This is a genomic window from Skermanella rosea (genome assembly GCF_016806835.2).
GTDB classification, from domain to species: Bacteria; Pseudomonadota; Alphaproteobacteria; order Azospirillales; family Azospirillaceae; genus Skermanella; species Skermanella rosea.
The window spans coordinates 3,619,145-3,635,987 of sequence record NZ_CP086111.1 but is presented as its reverse complement, the minus strand read 5'-3'; the positions used below and the strand labels follow the sequence as shown (position 1 = coordinate 3,635,987).

Annotated in this window: 18 protein-coding genes; 5 read left to right on the top strand and 13 right to left on the bottom strand. The window is 65.7% G+C overall.

Annotated elements, in window-relative coordinates; genetic code table 11:
* Positions 1-8: 8 nt before the first annotated feature.
* Together JL101_RS16940 and JL101_RS16935 are read right to left on the bottom strand one after the other, a co-directional pair.
* Positions 9-1,367 (bottom strand): NAD(P)H-dependent oxidoreductase, encoded by a 1,359-nt coding sequence (locus JL101_RS16940; protein WP_203097474.1) that lies wholly within the window; start codon positions 1,365-1,367, stop codon positions 9-11.
* Between the two features lie 341 nt (positions 1,368-1,708).
* Positions 1,709-2,629: a LysR substrate-binding domain-containing protein gene (locus tag JL101_RS16935; RefSeq protein ID WP_203097473.1), complete on the bottom strand. Its 921-nt coding sequence runs from the start codon at positions 2,627-2,629 to the stop codon at positions 1,709-1,711.
* A gap of 114 nt (positions 2,630-2,743) precedes the next feature.
* On the opposite strand from JL101_RS16935, the gene JL101_RS16930 reads away from it, so the two are divergent.
* On the top strand, positions 2,744-3,835 hold the full coding sequence (locus JL101_RS16930; protein WP_203097472.1) for a glycerol dehydrogenase: 1,092 nt from the start codon (positions 2,744-2,746) through the stop codon (positions 3,833-3,835).
* Here JL101_RS16930 and JL101_RS16925 read toward each other — a convergent pair.
* The 5 genes from JL101_RS16925 to JL101_RS16905 form a co-directional block, all read right to left on the bottom strand.
* Positions 3,821-4,384: a hypothetical protein gene (locus JL101_RS16925; protein WP_228434897.1), complete on the bottom strand. Its 564-nt coding sequence runs from the start codon at positions 4,382-4,384 to the stop codon at positions 3,821-3,823. The two genes, JL101_RS16930 and JL101_RS16925, sit on opposite strands and share 15 nt — an antisense overlap.
* Complete coding sequence (locus JL101_RS16920) at positions 4,384-5,148, bottom strand: peptidoglycan-binding protein (RefSeq protein ID WP_203097470.1); 765 nt, start codon at positions 5,146-5,148, stop codon at positions 4,384-4,386. Before JL101_RS16920 ends, JL101_RS16925 begins: the two co-directional genes overlap by 1 nt.
* Positions 5,149-5,231: 83 nt before the next feature.
* Positions 5,232-6,812: a hypothetical protein gene (locus JL101_RS16915; protein WP_203097469.1), complete on the bottom strand. Its 1,581-nt coding sequence runs from the start codon at positions 6,810-6,812 to the stop codon at positions 5,232-5,234.
* A gap of 129 nt (positions 6,813-6,941) precedes the next feature.
* Positions 6,942-8,402 (bottom strand): hypothetical protein, encoded by a 1,461-nt coding sequence (locus tag JL101_RS16910; protein ID WP_203097468.1) that lies wholly within the window; start codon positions 8,400-8,402, stop codon positions 6,942-6,944.
* A 35-nt stretch (positions 8,403-8,437) separates the two neighbouring features.
* Entirely contained in the window at positions 8,438-9,748 is a 1,311-nt protein-coding gene (locus tag JL101_RS16905) for a hemopexin repeat-containing protein (RefSeq protein ID WP_203097467.1), read from the bottom strand.
* 823 nt (positions 9,749-10,571) lie between these two features.
* Here JL101_RS16905 and JL101_RS16900 point away from each other — a divergent pair.
* Both JL101_RS16900 and JL101_RS16895 read left to right on the top strand, forming a co-directional pair.
* The gene (locus JL101_RS16900; protein ID WP_203097466.1) at positions 10,572-10,838 is read left to right on the top strand and encodes a hypothetical protein; all 267 of its coding nucleotides are present in this window, start codon (positions 10,572-10,574) and stop codon (positions 10,836-10,838) included.
* Positions 10,839-10,885: 47 nt separating this feature from the next.
* Entirely contained in the window at positions 10,886-11,218 is a 333-nt protein-coding gene (locus tag JL101_RS16895; protein ID WP_201079168.1) for a hypothetical protein, read from the top strand.
* Between the two features lie 21 nt (positions 11,219-11,239).
* Here JL101_RS16895 and JL101_RS16890 read toward each other — a convergent pair whose 3' ends face one another.
* From JL101_RS16890 to JL101_RS16870, 6 genes are all read right to left on the bottom strand, one after another.
* Positions 11,240-11,404, bottom strand: coding sequence for a hypothetical protein (locus JL101_RS16890; RefSeq protein ID WP_203097465.1), 165 nt, complete (start codon positions 11,402-11,404; stop codon positions 11,240-11,242).
* Positions 11,397-11,630, bottom strand: a complete 234-nt coding sequence (locus JL101_RS16885; protein WP_228434895.1) for a hypothetical protein — start codon at positions 11,628-11,630, stop codon at positions 11,397-11,399. Before JL101_RS16885 ends, JL101_RS16890 begins: the two co-directional genes overlap by 8 nt.
* Complete coding sequence (locus JL101_RS16880; RefSeq protein ID WP_203097464.1) at positions 11,627-12,493, bottom strand: transglutaminase-like domain-containing protein; 867 nt, start codon at positions 12,491-12,493, stop codon at positions 11,627-11,629. Before JL101_RS16880 ends, JL101_RS16885 begins: the two co-directional genes overlap by 4 nt.
* Before the next feature lie 104 nt (positions 12,494-12,597).
* Positions 12,598-13,458 carry a transglutaminase family protein gene (locus JL101_RS16875; protein ID WP_228434893.1) on the bottom strand — a complete coding sequence of 287 codons (861 nt, stop codon included), beginning with the start codon at positions 13,456-13,458 and terminating at the stop codon, positions 12,598-12,600.
* Positions 13,459-13,567: 109 nt separating this feature from the next.
* Positions 13,568-13,696: a hypothetical protein gene (locus tag JL101_RS36535; protein ID WP_267133531.1), complete on the bottom strand. Its 129-nt coding sequence runs from the start codon at positions 13,694-13,696 to the stop codon at positions 13,568-13,570.
* Between the two features lie 328 nt (positions 13,697-14,024).
* On the bottom strand, positions 14,025-14,420 hold the full coding sequence (locus JL101_RS16870) for a hypothetical protein (protein WP_203097463.1): 396 nt from the start codon (positions 14,418-14,420) through the stop codon (positions 14,025-14,027).
* 521 nt (positions 14,421-14,941) lie between these two features.
* Here JL101_RS16870 and nifB point away from each other — a divergent pair.
* On the top strand, positions 14,942-16,486 hold the full coding sequence (gene nifB, locus JL101_RS16865; RefSeq protein WP_203097462.1) for a nitrogenase cofactor biosynthesis protein NifB: 1,545 nt from the start codon (positions 14,942-14,944) through the stop codon (positions 16,484-16,486).
* A gap of 131 nt (positions 16,487-16,617) precedes the next feature.
* Positions 16,618-16,809 carry a 4Fe-4S dicluster domain-containing protein gene (locus JL101_RS16860; RefSeq protein WP_158046220.1) on the top strand — a complete coding sequence of 64 codons (192 nt, stop codon included), beginning with the start codon at positions 16,618-16,620 and terminating at the stop codon, positions 16,807-16,809.
* Positions 16,810-16,843 lie beyond the last annotated feature (34 nt).

The window sequence follows — 16,843 nt, the reverse complement described above, 5'->3', positions numbered from 1 at the left end:
GCCGAAGTTTATGCGGCCTCGCTCTTCGTCTTGCCGAACTGCCGTTCCATCGTCCGGCGGAGGTCGACCACGTCGAGGTCGTTGACCAGTTCCACGTCGTCGAAGCTGACGATGGTGTCCTGCGCCACCGGCCGCTTCAGCCGGACGTTATGGGCGAGTCCGATCGGAAGCGCCGATGCCGCCAAGCTGCGCTGGGCCGGAATGGCATTCGCCCAGACCGCGTAGCCGCCCTCGCCGTCGAGCATCTCGCCGGCCTTCAGGTCGCGCTTGGCGGTCGCCACGGCATCGCCGCGGAACTCCTTGGAGGTGCCGGTCGCCTCGCCGCGCAGGACGGCGGACAGTACGCTGACGGAGGTCTCCAGGCCGATGATGTGGAAGGGACGCCACATCGAGGCGTACCAGCCGGACGGATCGGTCAGCAGCCCGTACTGCTTGAAACAGGCGCGGGAATATTCGTTATGCGCCTTGAACGTCACGAAGACGCCGTAGCGGATGTTGTTCACGACTTCCCTGCCGTCCGGTTCCTGGCTCGCGGCGATGTCCACCAAGCCGCTGCGGGCCAGGCGTCCGCCGTCCGAGGCCGGGCGGAAGACGCGGGCGAGGTCGTGCAGTCCGGCGGGAGGGAAGGCGAGGCCGTCGTCGGGGCAGTCCAGGCCGGTGCCGTTGGCGACGGCCGCCATCTCGATCGCCGCCTTGGTCCCGTCGGTGAAGGAGTTGTACATCTTCGGATTGAAATCACCCTTGGCGACCTCTTCCTCGGTCCAGCCGAAGAAGCTCCAGACCGTGTCGGGCGTCGAGTAGCGGTAGCGCGGCTCGAAGTTCATGCCCTTCCCGGCGCTGGTCAGCTCGAACCCGCAGGCATGGACCCAGTCGACCAGTTCGCAGATCAGCGCCGGCTGGTCGCCGTAGGCCATGGAATAGACCAGCCCCCTGGCCCGCGCCCGCTCGGCCAGCAGGGGGCCGCACAGCACGTCGGCCTCGACGTTGACCATGACGATGTGCTTGCCATGGTCGATCGCCGCCATGGCGTGGCGCACGCCGGCGATCGGATGCCCGGTCGCCTCGATGATGCACTCCACCTCCTCGCATCCCATCAAGGCGGCGACGTCGTCGGTCACGCAGGTGGTTCCCTTGCGGATCGCCTCGCCCATGCTCGCGGCGCTGCAGCGCTCCTTGGGCCAGCCGACCCGCTGCATCGACTCCCGCGCCTTCGCGACGCTGAGATCGACGACGCCGACCACATGGAACCCCTCGATCTTCTGGGCCTGGGACAGCACCATGGAGCCGAACTTGCCGGCGCCGATGATGCCGACCCTGACCGGCCCGGAGGCCGAGGCCCGTTCGAGAAGCTTGGACGCGAGGTTCATCTTGGATCCTTCCAGAAAGGTTGTTGCAGGATGCCGGGCGGAGGAGACGCGTCTCCCCAGGCCGCCTGGGCACGACGCGGCAGGCGGCAGCCCGGATCACGGACCGGTATGTTCAAAGGGGGCTTGGTAGAACTGAAGGCGCGCGGACGGCGCGCCCGTCACGACGGTTCCCGGGCCTTGGAGTTCCGCATGGTCATTGTCTCGTTTCCTCACCGTGCCCGCGCTCGCGGGTCATATTCTTGTGTTGCGTCCCCTTTCGGGGCGTCGTTTCTTACCAGTCATGCTACGTGAGCCCATGCGGACACCACAATTTAGATGTCCAGGACCGTTTGTTAGGTCAGCTAAACGATGCCTGCCGCCGGGGAACCGGCCGCGGCGACTTCGGCCAGCCACGCGTCACGCTCCGCCTGAAGCCACTCGATGAACGAGCGTACCTTGGACAGGCGCAGGCGGTCGTGGGGGCAGACGATCCACTGGGTGACGGCCGTGATCGGCGGCGGATTGGGCACGGGGCAGACCAGCCGCCCGTCGCGCAGCTCGTTCCACATCATCATGTTGCTCTCCAGCGCGATGCCCAGGCCCCCGGCCGCGGCATCCACCACCATGTGCGAACGGTCGAACAGGACCCGCTGCCAGCGCTGCTCCGGGGAGATCCCGACCGTTGCGAACCAATGGGGCCACTGTACCGCCGATTTGACCGAGTGGATCAGGCGGTATCGGAAGAAATCCGCCGGCTTCAGGCTTCCGGCCGCCGCGATCCCCGGCGAGCAGACGGGGAAGAACCGCTCCTCGGCCAATCCCTCGACGAACAGGCCGGGCCAGCGGCCCTCGCCGTGGCGCAGGTCCACATCGACATCCTCCCGGTCGAAGTTCGTGGGCTCGTTGGTTCCGTCGATCCGGACGTCGATCTGGGGATGCCTGCCGATGAACGAGCCGAGCCGGGGAAGCAGCCACTTGGTCGAGAGGGTCGGCGCGGCGCGCACCGTCAGCACGGTCGCCGCCCGATAGCCGCGCAGCCGCTGGGTCGCCTCGGCGATCTGGTCGACCCCGTTGGAGATCATCTCGAAATAACGCTCGCCGGCCTCGGTCAGCTTGACCTGGCGCCCGACCTTGACCATCAGGGACGTCCCGAGGAACAGTTCCAGGGAGTGGATCTGCTGGCTGATGGCCGACGGCGTGACGCCAAGTTCCTGCGCGGCACTCGATATGCTGCCCGCCTTCACCGTCGCGTGGAACATGCTGATGGCGCGCATCGGAATCATTCGTCGTTCATCCCCGGTTCATCCGGAATGAACTTATCCGTTTCGCCGCACCGTTGATAGTTTGGCCCCCGATCGCGGCCCCGGGGCCGCATGCTGAGGCAGGAAAGGACAGGCATGATCATCTTCGGCTCTCCCGGCCGCTACATCCAGGGTCCGGGAACACTCGACAGGATCGGGGAGGAGGTCGGCCGGCTCGGCAAAAGCGCCGTGTTCGTGGCCGACGCGGTGGTGGACCGGCTCGTCGGCGGACGCGTGGCGGCGGGCTGCGATAATGCGGGCGTCACCCTGAGCAAGCTGGCTTTCGGCGGCGAGATCACGCCCGGAGAGATCGACCGGCTTCACGGGGCGCTCGCCGGCGAGCGTCCGGACGTGGTCATCGCGGCCGGCGGCGGAAAATGCATCGATGCCGGCAAGGGGCTGGCGGCCAGGCTCGGCGCCGAGGTGGCGAGCCTGCCGACGATCGCTTCCAACGATGCGCCGACCAGCCACGTCTATGTGCTCTACGACGAGGACCACCGCCTGCTGCGCGTCGACAGGCTGCCGCGCAATCCCGCCCTGGTGCTGGTGGATACCGCCGTCATCGTCCGGGCGCCCCGCATCCTCTTCCTCGCGGGCATCGGGGATGCGCTGGTCAAGTCCTTCGAGGCGGCGCAATGCGTCCGCAGCGGCGGCCGGAACATCTTCGGAAGCAGCCCGCCCCAGGCCGGCCTCGTCCTCGCGGAGGCCTGCTACCGCTCCCTGCGAGACCATGCGGCATCGGCGCTGGCGGCTGTCGACCGGGGGGAACCCGACGAGGCCGTGGAGCGGGTGGTGGAGGCGACGGTCCTGTGGAGCGGCCTCGCCTTCGAGAACGGGGGGCTTTCCATCGTCCATTCCATGACCCGCGGCCTGTCCGCCGTGCCGGCCCTGGCCGGGGCGCTCCACGGGCTCCAGGTCGCCTATGCCTTGCTCGTCCAGTGCATGCTCGAGGAACGCGATCCGGCCTTCATGGACGACCTTCTCGCCTTCTACCGCGGGATCGGACTTCCCCGCGGGCTGGCCGACCTGGGACTGGAGGCTCCGTCCGATGCCGACTATGCCCTGATCGCCGAACTGACCCTCCAGGCGCCGCACGCCCGCAACTTCGACCGCGACCTCACCCCGGGGGATCTCGTCCGGGCCATGCGTACCCTGGAAGGCCGGTCAGGCACCCTACCGCGGCCCTAGCCTGAGAGGCAGCTGGTTTTCCTCGTCGCAGGTCCCGGGCCCGTCGGCGAGGGTCCTGGCCTCCTCGTTGGTGGCCACGCGGCCGAGCAGGCAGGCGGCATCCGCCTCCAGCCGGACGACGAACAGCAGGCTGCGCCGGGCGCCCTCCGCCTCGCCCGCCACGCGGAATATCAGCGCGCCGGGCCGGCCATCAGGAGCGAGACGCCACTCGACTTTCCCGGCACCGACATTGGGAAAGTTTCCGACCGGCCGTTCATAGACGACCGCATCCTCGGTCGTCCAGATCCGGTCGCCCCGGACGACGTCGAGCCATGAACTGCGATCGGACGAAACCAGAAGCAGGTCGATGCCCGACCGCGTGCCGCAGATCTCCACGCCCAGGTCGAGGGTCTGGTAAACGGCCATCGTCTCCGGCGGCGGCGACCGGCAGTCGGATTCCGCCACGGAGGCGTATTCGCTGACCTGCGCCCGGGCGGGCAGGGCGGCGAGCGACATGCCCACCGCCGCGACCACCCGAGCCGCCTTGCCTCGGAACATCCGCATCGTCATCAAAGACCCAGGGCCTCGCGCGTCATGGGTCCTACAACACCGTCGGCGGACAGTCCGTTCCGCGCCTGGAAAGCCATGACCGCGGCATGGGTGCCGCGTCCGAAGATGCCGTCCTCGACCAGCCCCGCGCCGGTCTCGTTCAGCTTCCGCTGAAGTTCCAGAACCTCGGGGCCGCGGTCGCCCAGGCTCAGCACCGGGTCCGGGGCGCTGTCCGGGGCCAATCTCGCCAGCAGGCCGTCGCGGTGCCATTGCCTGACCATCTCGTCGCCGCATTCGAAATGCATGGCGTCCTCGGTGCGGAAGCCGGCCCCCCAGAACCACCCGTGGTCATTGAAGATCGGCGCGATCCTCGTCAGGCCGACCTGCACCCTGTCGTCGCCCCGCCGGTCGAGGATGCCTTCCAGCGTCAGGTCGATGGCCGTTCCCCAGGAGTGGTTGCTGATCGAGGTGTTGGAACCCCGGACATTCCGGGCGCACAGCATGCCGACATGTCCCAGCACGGCATGGATGGCCGGCTCCTCCCTTCCGATGTCGGCGAGCACCCGTTCCAGGGAGTCGACCGCCGGTCCGAAGCCCCGGACCTTCAGGCGGCCCACCGACCGGAAGACGATCATGGATGCCAGCCTGATATCCGTCACTTCGCGGCATTCCTGGTCATAGGATTGCCGGGGATTTCCGAGCAGGGCCAGCATGGTCGCCTGCTTCGCGCTGCTGACGTTCGGGTTGATGCCGGCCGGAACGGTCACGAGTTCGGTGAAGGACATGGGTCGACCTCTCGGGTTTGCGGGAAAGCTGAAAAGGAGGGTTCTCTAATGTTTTCGGCCGGTGCGGGGATCGGCGAAGCCCGTCACGTCCAAACCAGCGCCGGATCGGGATCCGGGCAGCGGGGCAGGGAGCGGCAGACGAAGGCCAGCACCCCCATGTCGCCGCCGGTGAAGCCGGTCTGCCGGACGATCTCGGGCGGCGCCGGCTGTTGTGGCCGGGGAAAGGGCAGCGGCCGGATGCCCGGGCGCCGGACCGCCAGCTCCCGTTCCACGGAAGCGATATCGGCGTATTTCGCGTCGAGCCGGTTGAAGGTCTGGGCCTTCAGCGCCATCACGCGAGGCTCCGCACCGACAGCCGCGACCCTGGCGCCACGCTCCACCGCGGTGGCGCCGGCGATCCGCATGGCGGCCGCAGGCTGCACTCTGGCGATCCGGGCCGTCATCACCCCGCCGGCGGCTCGGAGCGCTGTCCCCACCCGATGATCCCTCACGCGCACAGCCTGGTCCGGGAGCGGCCGAGGGGGCATCGGTCCCGGAGAGACGGGGATGCTGTCCCGGCGGAGCCCGATGAACGGGCTGAGGACGAGCCCGGGCCGGACCGGTTCCGGCTGGCTGCCGGCGCGGCGTTCGACGACCAGGTTGCGGAGGAACACCACGGCGGCGATGTAGCCCGGCAACTCGCCCCGGGGCGGCGTGCCGCCGTCGGACAGCATCCGTCCGGCATCGCCGAACCGCCAGAAGCGGGCCTGGAAGACCTCGGGCGCGAACCAGTCCCGCAGGATCGTCACCGACGTATACTCGAACGACACGCTGACGATGTCCGGCGACACGCCCGTCACGGCGAAGCGTTGCAGCATGTCCGTGGGCGCCCGCGCCAGCAGCGCCCCGACCTCCGCGTTGCCGAGCGTGAACGACGGCCAGGTGCCGGCATGCATGAAATCGACCGGGCTGAAGCCTGTCGGCACCGACTTGATGCTGTTGATGTCGCTCTGGGTATCGATGTCGAGCGACAGCCTGCTTCCCCACTGCGTCCAGGACTGGCTGGGACCGCGCGCCGCGAACGCCTTGACGGTGCCATAGGCGGCATCGATCTCCTGGCGGAAGCCCGCGACGCGCCAAAGATCCTCCGCCTCGCGGATTTTTCCGAGATAGGTCGGCCGCTCGACCTCGTCCCAGTATTTCCGCTCTTCCGGATCAGCCGAATCCGCGACCTCGATCTCCCGCTTGCGGAGCGTCTGGTTCCAGCCGAACCAGACGTCCCGATGCTGGTCGTAAGCCTTCAGCTTGTCGGACGGTGCGCGCTGCCCGGTGGCGGGGTCGGCGCGATAAAGCGTCGCCTCCGCCGCGGCCAGCACCGCCTGGTCCTCGGCCGAGAAGGTGCCCTGGGCCAGCTTCACCGGGCCGTGGACCACGTCCGCGAAAGCCTTCCACAGATAGCGGTCGCTCAGGCTCATCAGCATCTCGCCGGTCGGTACCTGGTTGACGGCACCGAGCCACGAGGTCTGTATCTGAAGCTCCCCGGGCGTCTGCGCTCCGTCGATGATCGACGCCAGTCCGTCGCTCGTGAACGAGAGCGGCACGGTCGGGAACGAGATGAAGGTTCCCGGCTCGGCCAGTACGGCCTTCAGCTTCTCCATCAAGGCAATCTGTACCGCTGCGTCCATGATCGTGTCCTCGGCGGACGAAGGCCGCTGCCTCGCCCGCAGGTCGGGTAGGGCGGAGCGGCACCCGGCGGCGGATGCGCCGCCGTCGGGTGCCGCCGGTGTCGCTCGGCCGGCGTTACTCGGCCGGCGTTACTCGAACGCCTCGGCCGGAATGTCCGGGAAGGGATTCGGGCTCTTCGGCACCAGCCGGTTCACGAAGCCGATGATCTGCATTCCCGGCACGACGATGGACTCGCCCGAAGCGTTGCTTTCGTAGGACCGGCCGCTTTCGGACGAGGAGTAGTTCCCGCGCATCGTGAAGGGTCCCCAGCCGGCGCTGGCGCTGGTCGACAGGCTGCTGGTATGCGCCCGGTAGGCCGAAGCGAACTCGGACGACTTGATGTTGATCTTGCGCGCGAAGATGATCGAGGTCGGATAGCCGACGAAGTTGCCCTTGGGCGGGTTCGCGCCGTCGGACGGGAACTGGTCGTAGTTCCACCCGCGGCCCCGGTCCAGCGTCCATCCCCGGTTCATGAAGAACTCCGGATAGAACCAGGCCCGGCTGATCGGGATCTGCGCCAACTCGAATCCCAGTTCGAAGTTCGATACCGAGAACTCGCTGGAATACTGGGAGCTCTGGCTCTGCACTCCGGCGCTGGCATGCCAGAGACCCCAGCCGGCCGACCCTCCGGCGCTCCACGACCTGGATTTCTGTTCCATCTCCGATGTGAGCCTGTTGGAATAGACCTTGTACTCCGTCCAGCCCTTGGCGTTCGCGAAGTTGCCGGGGATCGGCATCGAGTACAGGAAGGTCTGGCCGGGACCGACCGCAGCGATCTTGGAATCATCAAGGGATTCCAGCAGACGCTGCTTCCACAGCTTCATGCTGCGGGCGGTCATCTGCCCGATCGCGGCCCAGAGCTGCTCCACCTCGTTCCGGTACCCCATGGCCGCCCAGTTGCCTTCGGCCTGGCTGACCTTCATGCGATAGAGCGGCTGGTTCGACGACCAGTCCATCACGGCCGACTTGCCTTCCGCGCCCGTGGCGACCGCCGCCTGGATGCGCTTGTTGTTGTATTCGAGGCGGGCGGCGAGGAAGTCCGCGAAGTATTTGTTGTAGGCCGCGACCGCCGGGGAGTCCTCGGTGACCTCTTTTTCCTCGTCGGTGATGAAATCCTTGATCTTGCGGGTCGTCTTCAGCTTGCCGCGCCATTTTTCGAGCTTCGCCAGGTTCTCGGGCGACAGTTCCTGATCGACCACCTTCGAGAGCCGCAGGATCTCGCCGTACATGTGGGACAGGCGGGCCTGCGACGTGCGGAACACGGCCACCTGCTTGTCGATCGACAGCAGCCCCGACACGTCGGGAATGAAATCGACCAGGGTCGAGAAGACGTAAGCCTGCTGGAGCAGGCGTTTCTCCTCCTCCGCGGTGGCGCCGGTGCCCAGCCCCTTCGCCGCGAAGTCGAAGTCCGACTCCTCCATGGGCATGCCGGGGGTACACCAGGTGATGAAGGAGTCGGCGGCCGCGGCTGCCGTGGCGTCGCCGCCGGTGACGATTTCGGCAAGCTGGGCCCGCAGCGTGCGGCCAAGCTCGTTGAGCGTGTATGCCATTGGAAAGCTCCCTTTCGCGGGTTGACGCGGGCACCTCACCAGGCGCCGCGGGTGGGGCCGATCTGCATGTGGATGTGGTCGGAGTGCTGCTGGCGCAGGCGCAGTTCGTCGGGTGTGCCGGCACCTTGATAATCGGGGCAGATCACGTAGCCGCCTTCGCCGATCTCGGTCGGCGGCCAGGGATCCTTGCCCGCCCCGCGGCACTCGCACTCGAACGTGCCGAAGGCGTAGACTCGTTTGAAAAGCTCCCACGCGGGCTCGTCGTCCTCGGTAAGCCGGTAGCTGCCCGGAGCGGATGCCGGCCGGCTGCCCCAGTCGCGCAGCACGTCGAGGGCGAAGGGCCGGCCGGAAAGCGAGCCTTCGATGCCGGCGAAGTCGATCGCGCGTCCGAGATTGTGGCAATCGTCCAGGTTCGGCCCGCCATGGCCGATCCCCAGATGCGTGATGACCTCGACATCCGGGCTCGACGCGTTGGCCCAGCGGGCGAGCCGCCACAGCGCGACGGCCATCCGCTGATCGACATTGTCGATGACGTCGGCCGAGCGGTTCAGCTTGTTGGCGTAGCGCACGCCCGCGACCACGGCCGGCGACAGCGCGATCCGCTGCCGGGGCGTCGGCGACAGGATCCTGCCGTCATCGGAGATCCTAAGCGGGTTCTGCCCTTCCCTGAGCGTCAGTTGACCACGCTGCGCCAGGTGCGCGACGATGCCGTTGGCCTGCTCGGGCGTCAGGTCGCGGGCCGGCCGCATGAAGCCGGAGGGCAGGGGATCGAGCGCCAGCCGGTCGTTGGGCAGCGGTCCGGCGACGACGGCATCGCCCAGCAGATCGTAGATGAAGTGCTCGGTGCCCCGGAAGAACACGACGGTCAACCCGTCGGGGCAGAGGGCCGCATCCACCCCGTCCGGCCAGACGCCCGGCCAGTTCTCGGCGATGCTGCGGGGATATCCCGGATCGGCGCGGTCCAGCGCCATGTCGTAGCGGATATAGGCGCCGCCCTTGAAGAAGTAGATCTTGCCGTTGCCGGCGTTGAAGGCGGCATCGATCCCCGACGGCCACAGGCCCGGCCATCCATGGGCGACGATCCGGGGCTCGGGATAGTCGACCTGCTGCGTGCGCAAGTCGAACCGCACGAACTCGGGGCCGTTGAAGAAGAACATCTTGCCGCAGCCCCAGTAGACGGGAACGACCTTCCCCATGGGCCAGAGCCCGGCGAAGCGGTCCGTGACCGGCAGCGGGCCGTCGTCCACAATGCCGGAAACAGCGTCAAGCACGTGGTAGACATTATCCGAGAACAGCAGGCATTCATCGTTGGGCAGTGCCACCGATCCGGTAAGCTGACTTGGCATGATGCATCCCCTCAGGAAGTCGTCGTGACATACTCCGGAAAAAAAGAAGCTTGTCCGGCCATCTTACTGCAGGACTCACCGCAGCTGCCCGAACCAAGTCCGCGGCTGTCAGGAATATTGATTGTTGCCAAATAATAGATATGTTCCGGGAGACTTTATCTTTGCTTCTTTGTCATGCCCGGATCAAGTCCGGCCATGACGAAAAGGGAGTGTTTCTGCCCGTAGCGCACAGTTCTTCGCGTTAAGAAAACAACCTTGCTGGGACAATAAAAAGAAAAGAGTGATGCCGATGAAGCCTCCCATTGTTGGCCGACAATCCCCATGCCGGAAGGTCCTGAAAGGTAAATGAATGATCAGAAATCGTAGGTCGGGTAGAGCGAAGCGGCACCCGACGCCGACGCTTCTGCTTGCCGGGTGCCGCTTCGCTCTACCCGACCTACACGCAAAAGGACTATATTCTACATAACGATTTATGGGGCAGACACAGGCGGCAACCGTCCTTACAGGGCGAATGCCTACGCAAATGATCGTCGCGCCTGGTCCTCCAAAAAAACAGTGTCACTTTCGGATTAAGGTAAAGTGTTCTGTCGTGACCTGAAACTATACTGCCTTCATTGCGAGCAGATTTCCATCATCTCTAGGTGCTTAACACCTAAATGGCTTGCGATGATTCCGCAGCCGGCGGTGCAGGCGGCAGACGGCTCCTCATGCCAATGATTTGATGCAATACTCTCGGGCAGTCCCCACATGTCAGGGTGGCATGACGTTCCCGATGCGGCTCCGATCCGGAGCATGCCGGGTTTGGCGCTGCGGAAGGCGGACCATGACTCAGCGCACGGTGCTCAGCACCATCACCTTCGACAATCCGTTCCGGCTGAGCGGCTTCGATGAACCCCTGCCGGCGGGCACCTACAAGGTCGAGACCTATGAGGAACTCATCGAAGGGCTTTCCTTCCCCGCCTATCGGCGGACCGAGACCCTGATGTTCCTGCCTCCGCCGCCCGGCCAGGCGAATCTGATCCAGGTCGCCGTGATCGATCCCGTCGAGCTGGAAGAAGCCAAGCAACGGGACGAGGCGGGAAAAGGCTGAGTTCACCCTTTTCGGCTTGAGAACGCCAATCACCAGAAAGGATCGGCATGACGACGGACCCCGTCGAACTCGACGTTCACCGAGGCATGGCTGCCCAGAAAGCCACCGTAGACCGGCGGCACACCGCCGAGGTCGAGGCGGACCGTGCGATGCTTCGCCGTCACCAGGACGAAATGGAAGAAGCCCTGTGCGCCGGTCCCGCGGCGACGTGGGAAGAGGCGGGTAAGAAGGCCCTGTATCTCATCACCCTCTTCGCCGGGACCGCGGAGGGTCACGATCCACGGCACAGGCAACTCATCGCGAGTGCGCTGGAGGACATCCGGCGCCTGTCCGGCGATCCTCGGGCGGAAGGGGGGCCGCCGGGCGGCAGCGGGACCTGATCCCGGCGGAAGTCCGGCCGGTCAGGTGCCCGCCGGGTCGTCCAGGAGCAGCCTTTTCCGTGCGGTCGCCAGCCAGGGATCCCGCACCACCAAGCTGCGCTCCGACCACGGAACCCCGTCGGGAGCGCTTGCCTCGTAAAGCTTCTGGGCGAGCGCTTCCACGTCGTGTCGATTCAACTCAGCCAAGTTGGCTCTCCCGAACCACCCGCTCCTGGTTGTTCTGCACGCTCTTGACCCGGTACTGATTGTCGGCGCCTTCCGGCGGAAGATGGCGGACGATTTCATAACGGCCCACGGACTTTTCGCGGGGCGATGCGGCCGGCGTGAAGTCGACAAGCTGTCCGACCTCGTACTTGTGGTGGCCGACTTCGGACATGACCCTTGCGGGCGTGGTATTGCGGCGGTTCGTCATTGTTGTTCTCCCAGGTGCTGGCCAGGGGGACTGGCCGAAGGAACGGGCTTGCCGTCAGAACCGATCTCATCGGTCCACACGGTGAATCCGGTCAGCGTGTTCGGGCCGAAGGTCGTGCTGATGGCGACGTCGACGGCGTCCCGCCCGCGGGCGATCAGGACCCTGCCGATGCGTGGCGTGTTGTTGCGGGCGTCGAAGGTGTACCACTGGCCGCCCAGGTAGGCTTCGAACCAGCCGGCGAAATCCATCACGCCATAAGGCGGCGGCACGCCGATGTCGCCGAGATAACCGGTGCAATAACGCGCCGGAATGTTCATGCAGCGGCAGAAAGTGACCGCGAGATGGGCATAGTCGCGGCAGACGCCCACGCCCTCGTTGTAGGCTTCGAACGCCGTCCGGGTCGCCCGGGCCTGCATGTAGTCGAACTTGATGTGCTCGTGGACGAAATCGCAGATCGCCTGGACCCGGTCCCAACCGGGCTTGGTGCCGCTGAACAGCTTCCAGGCGATGTCGCTGAGAAGTTCGGTCTCGCAGTAGCGGCTGGCCAGCAGGAACACCAGCGCCTCCTCCGGCAGTTCCTCCAGCGCGTGCTGCCGGGCGTCCGGGACGACCGGGTCGGGCTTGCCGCTGTCGCGGACCACGGCGGTCGTGCTGATCCGCGTCACTCCCTTGGGCGCCGTGATCCGGCTGCACCAGTTTCCGAACCCGTCGCGATAGGCCGTGATCGGCACGGCCGGCTCGGTGACCAGATGGTCGGGCACCACGATGTCGGAGGCGCGGGTGTAATGTATGTTGAGCATCAGGAGCATCGGTGTCGGCTGCGGACACTCGTAGATCAGCTCGTATCCGACCTTGATCTTCATGGTTGGGCTCCTTCGTGTTGATGCCGGGCTTGTCGCTGGCGGTATCGCCCCTGCATGACATGGGCCAGTCGGTGCCGCCGGGCGGCAAGGAGGGGGCTGCGCGTTCAGGCGGCCCCCTCGTCCAACACGCTTACGCTGACGTCCATCCCCAGGAAGCTGGACCGTGTCCCCGTATAGGTTCCCCAGAGCGGCAGCGCCTGCGCCGGCGCCCAGGCGACGGCGACGCGGATCAGGTTGCGGTTGCCGATGATGCTGTTGGTCGGATCGAAATCCACCCAGCCCGCGCCGGGCAGATAGACCTGAAGCCAGGCATGGGTCGCCCCGCCGCCGATGACCGGGACGGACTCGACGCCGGGCACGAAGATGTAGCCGCTGACGAAACGGGCGGCCAGGCCGAGAGCCCGCACCCCTTCCATCATCAGGAACGCATAGTCGCGGCAGGTGCCGGTGCCTTTCGCCAGGGTTTCGGCCGGCGTCTGGACGCCGCGCTCGTAACGCCGCGAATATGTCAGCTGTTCGCGGATGCCCAAGGTGATCCTGCGAAGCAGCGCCATGGTGCCGGTCCTGCCGCCTGCGGGGAGGAACCCGGCGGCCCACCGGTCCACTTCGCCGGCCGGATGATGGCGCTCCAGCGCCCGGGCAAGGTCCAGGCGTTCCTCGCGCGAATAGGCGAACGGGAAATCCTGCGCATCGTCGGCCAGCGCGTAATCGGGATGCGGCGCCTCGATATGCTCCAGCGTCACCTCGCTGTCGAACACGAGATCCGCCGTCTCGGTGTCGAAGCTCGCCACCGCCAGAGAGTTGTCGAAGACGTCGTGGAGCCAGCGAAGGCTCTGCGGTTCCGGAGAGATGCTCAGCCGCGCCCTGACCAGGCGGAGGTCATGGCTTTCCCGCGGCCGGAACATCATCTGGTGATCGCCAAGCCTGACCGGGCAGGCATAACGGTATGTCGTCACGTGGCGCACGGTCAGCAGCCTGGGCGAGGCCGCGGGAGAGCCGGGGGGCAGGACGGCCGTCAGGTCGATCGCCTTCCCGGCAAGCCCATTCCATCCTCGCCCATGGCTGCCGATCCGGTCATGCGGCCCCCTTGGGCGGGACCAGCCGGCCCGTCGGCGGCATGATGGAGGTTTTGATCGCCGGAGCGGCCTTTGCCTTCTTCGGCTTCTTGGCTTCGCGATTGCTCTTCTTCTGACCCTTGGCCATGGCGATTCCCCGGATGTGGCGGCGAGAGCGAAGCGGCCCTGCAGGTCCCAGCGCCGAGCGGCCTGTTTCCCGGAAACAGGAACGCGAAACGCGGACACGACTCTAGATCAATCCCATGTAGGTACGGAAAATAAAATTGCAAGTAATTCGGCTGAACTAACAATATCCGTCCATTCCCTGTGGAATGGCCTCGAGTTAATCCGGCGCGGTGTGAAACCGTCCGAACGGCGGCCCCGGCCTCTGGACATCCATACTCGGACCGACAAGCGTAAAGAGTTCCCGCGATCGTCGGAAGCGCCCGCAAGCCCGCTGGGCGGACAGTCCGGACTCACGTCATCGAGCCGGCCTGGAGGGTCTCCTCCAGCGATTCGAGGTCGCCGTGCATCAGGAGTTTTTCGCCGTTCCAGATGCAGTAATAGGGCGTCTCCGGCGAGACGAACGGATGATCGGCAGGAGTCCCCTGACCGTCCTCCACGGTGCTCGCGCTTCTCCATTTCACATAGATCGTCACGAGGGTCTTGTCCTCGTCCTTTTCCAGATACGGATGCGAGTAGATCAGCGACCCGCCAGGGGGAACCAGCCTCTTCGAAAGATCGATGCACAGGCTGACCTTCTGGAGGCTGTCCTTCCGCTCGGGCGCCAGGCGCTCGGTAGCGCCGACTCCGGACGGACAAGTCAGTAGAAGCGCGCAACATGCTATTCGGCAATTATTTTTCGTTATCATCGCCGATCCTGATCGGATAAATCGAGCTGTTCAGGTAAAGGTAGACTTGGTGGCAAATACAGCAATCCGCTCAAATGAGACTGATCCCAAAGGTAGAATTATCGAGTCCCATCCGTCGGACCGTATGGCCTGTATCTATACCATAAGTCCGCCACCCGTCTGGTTTGGGTATCACGTTCCATTTCGGGTGTCGAGATCGTTATCCGACCGGCCTGGATTTGGACTTCCCGGTCCACGGCAGCGTGCGGGTGCCTTCCGGCGAGTTCACGCAACGCCGGCGGTGCCTCCGGTGGGCGCGACAATCACCGGATAAGATCCCTGAATCGTGTCGTATACCCGACATGATCCCGACAGCGGGCCGGATGGTCGCGTTGCCAACATGACACTGCGCGGCCCGGGGGAATCGTACAAAGCATTGATTCGGAAGTGATATTCCAAAGACTTCCGGATTGGCCCCGTTCTTGCTCAATCCTCCCGCAGAGCGTCTAGGCGCCCTTCGGCTGCAAGGGAAGGATTGGACCATGAATGTAATCTCGTTGGACAGCATCCTCGGCGTGGGGGAGTTGAAGTCCCAGCCGGCACCGGCCGCTTCGGGCTGCACGACATCCAGTTGCGGCTCCTCTGACGGTCCTTCTGACATGGCGCCGGAAGTCTGGGAGAAGGTCAAGAACCATCCCTGCTACAGCGAAGAGGCGCACCACTACTATGCGCGCATGCACGTGGCGGTGGCCCCGGCCTGCAACATCCAGTGCAACTACTGCAATCGGAAGTACGACTGCGCCAACGAGAGCCGCCCCGGCGTCGTCAGCGAGAAGCTGACCGCCGAGCAGGCCGTCCGCAAGGTCCTGGCCGTCGCCGCCGAGATCCCGCAGCTCTCCGTGGTCGGCATCGCCGGGCCGGGCGACAGCCTCGCGGCCGGAGCCAAGCAGACGATCGAGACCTTCGAGCAGCTCTCCAGGCTGGCGCCGGACATCAAGCTGTGCCTGTCCACCAACGGGCTGGCCCTGCCGGACTATGTGGACCGGATCAAGGACCTGAACATCGACCACGTCACGATCACCATCAACATGGTCGATCCCGAGGTCGGCCAGCACATCTACCCCTGGATCTTCTACGACCACAAGCGCTGGACCGGGTTCGAGGCGTCGAAGATCCTCCACGAACGCCAGATGCTGGGGCTGGAGATGCTGCGCGACGCCGGCATCCTCGCCAAGATCAACTCGGTCATGATCCCCGGCATCAACGACGAGCACCTGATGGACGTCAACCGCGAGGTCAAGGCCCGCGGGGCGTTCCTGCACAACATCATGCCGCTGATCTCCGACGCGGCGCACGGCACCCATTTCGGCCTGACCGGGCAGCGGGGACCGACCGCGCAGGAGCTGAAGGCGCTGCAGGACAAGTGCGAAGGCGACATGAAGCTGATGCGCCATTGCCGCCAGTGCCGCGCCGATGCCGTCGGCCTGCTGGGTGAAGACCGGGGCGAGGAGTTCACCGCCGAGAAGGTCATGCAGATGGACATCGACATCGACGGCGGCGGCTTCACCAAGCGCGAGACCTACCGCGAGCATGTCGAGGCCGAGCGCGCCCAGCGCCACCAGTCCAAGGCCGCCGCCATCGCCGAGGTCGCCCACATCGCCGGCGAGAAGCCGATCCTGATCGCGGTGGCGACCAAGGGCGGCGAGCGGATCAACGAGCATTTCGGCCACGCCAAGGAATTTCAGATCTACGAGGTCGATTCCAGGGGCGCCAAGTTCGTCGGCCACCGGCGCGTCGACCTCTACTGCGAGGGCGGTTCCGGCGACGAGGACGGGCTGGAGACCATCATCCAGGCGATCAACGACTGCGTCGCCGTGCTGGTCGCCAAGATCGGCGGCTGCCCGAGCAAGTCCCTGGAAGCGGCCGGTATCGAGCCGGTGGACCGCTTCGCCTTCGAATACATCGAGGAATCGGCCCTGGCCTATTACGCCGCCTACACCGAGCGGCTGGGCACGGGAGCGGTCCGAGAGAAGATCGGCGCCGACGCGGTGATCCGCCAGGGCGCCTATACCGCCCGTCGCGCCTGATCCGGACTGGAGGTCCCATCAAGGCGCATGGTGCGCTGATCGGCCATCTTGGCGAGAAACCAGGGTGGCGCAACAATCGAGAATGCGAGCGGAATCCCGGCGGCGAGGCCGGGTACAACAGGAGAAGACCGATGGCCTACAAGATCAAAGCGAGCGATTGCACCGTCTGCGGCGCCTGCGAAGCCGAATGCCCGAACGAGGCGATCAGCTTCAAGAAGGGCACCTACGTGATCGACGCGTCCAAATGCACCGAGTGCCAGGGCAGCTTCGACGCCCCGCAGTGCGCGGCCGTCTGCCCCGCCGACTGCTGCGTGCCGGCCTGACGCCCCGCATCCGGAGCCTCGGGAGGACGGGAAG

Excerpts from the sequence above, each read along its gene's own strand:
- JL101_RS36535 (WP_267133531.1), bottom strand. The coding sequence starts at position 13,696 with ATGGCCAAGGGTCAGAAGAAGAGCAATCGCGAAGCCAAGAAGCCGAAG.
- JL101_RS16930 (WP_203097472.1), top strand. The coding sequence starts at position 2,744 with ATGATCATCTTCGGCTCTCCCGGCCGCTACATCCAGGGTCCGGGAACA.
- nifB (WP_203097462.1), top strand. The coding sequence starts at position 14,942 with ATGAATGTAATCTCGTTGGACAGCATCCTCGGCGTGGGGGAGTTGAAG.
- JL101_RS16935 (WP_203097473.1), bottom strand. The coding sequence starts at position 2,629 with ATGATTCCGATGCGCGCCATCAGCATGTTCCACGCGACGGTGAAGGCG.
- JL101_RS16910 (WP_203097468.1), bottom strand. The coding sequence starts at position 8,402 with ATGGCATACACGCTCAACGAGCTTGGCCGCACGCTGCGGGCCCAGCTT.
- JL101_RS16915 (WP_203097469.1), bottom strand. The coding sequence starts at position 6,812 with ATGGACGCAGCGGTACAGATTGCCTTGATGGAGAAGCTGAAGGCCGTA.
- JL101_RS16940 (WP_203097474.1), bottom strand. The coding sequence starts at position 1,367 with ATGAACCTCGCGTCCAAGCTTCTCGAACGGGCCTCGGCCTCCGGGCCG.
- JL101_RS16885 (WP_228434895.1), bottom strand. The coding sequence starts at position 11,630 with ATGACGAACCGCCGCAATACCACGCCCGCAAGGGTCATGTCCGAAGTC.
- JL101_RS16925 (WP_228434897.1), bottom strand. The coding sequence starts at position 4,384 with ATGACGATGCGGATGTTCCGAGGCAAGGCGGCTCGGGTGGTCGCGGCG.
- JL101_RS16900 (WP_203097466.1), top strand. The coding sequence starts at position 10,572 with ATGACTCAGCGCACGGTGCTCAGCACCATCACCTTCGACAATCCGTTC.
- JL101_RS16895 (WP_201079168.1), top strand. The coding sequence starts at position 10,886 with ATGACGACGGACCCCGTCGAACTCGACGTTCACCGAGGCATGGCTGCC.
- JL101_RS16870 (WP_203097463.1), bottom strand. The coding sequence starts at position 14,420 with ATGATAACGAAAAATAATTGCCGAATAGCATGTTGCGCGCTTCTACTG.
- JL101_RS16920 (WP_203097470.1), bottom strand. The coding sequence starts at position 5,148 with ATGTCCTTCACCGAACTCGTGACCGTTCCGGCCGGCATCAACCCGAAC.
- JL101_RS16905 (WP_203097467.1), bottom strand. The coding sequence starts at position 9,748 with ATGCCAAGTCAGCTTACCGGATCGGTGGCACTGCCCAACGATGAATGC.
- JL101_RS16860 (WP_158046220.1), top strand. The coding sequence starts at position 16,618 with ATGGCCTACAAGATCAAAGCGAGCGATTGCACCGTCTGCGGCGCCTGC.
- JL101_RS16880 (WP_203097464.1), bottom strand. The coding sequence starts at position 12,493 with ATGAAGATCAAGGTCGGATACGAGCTGATCTACGAGTGTCCGCAGCCG.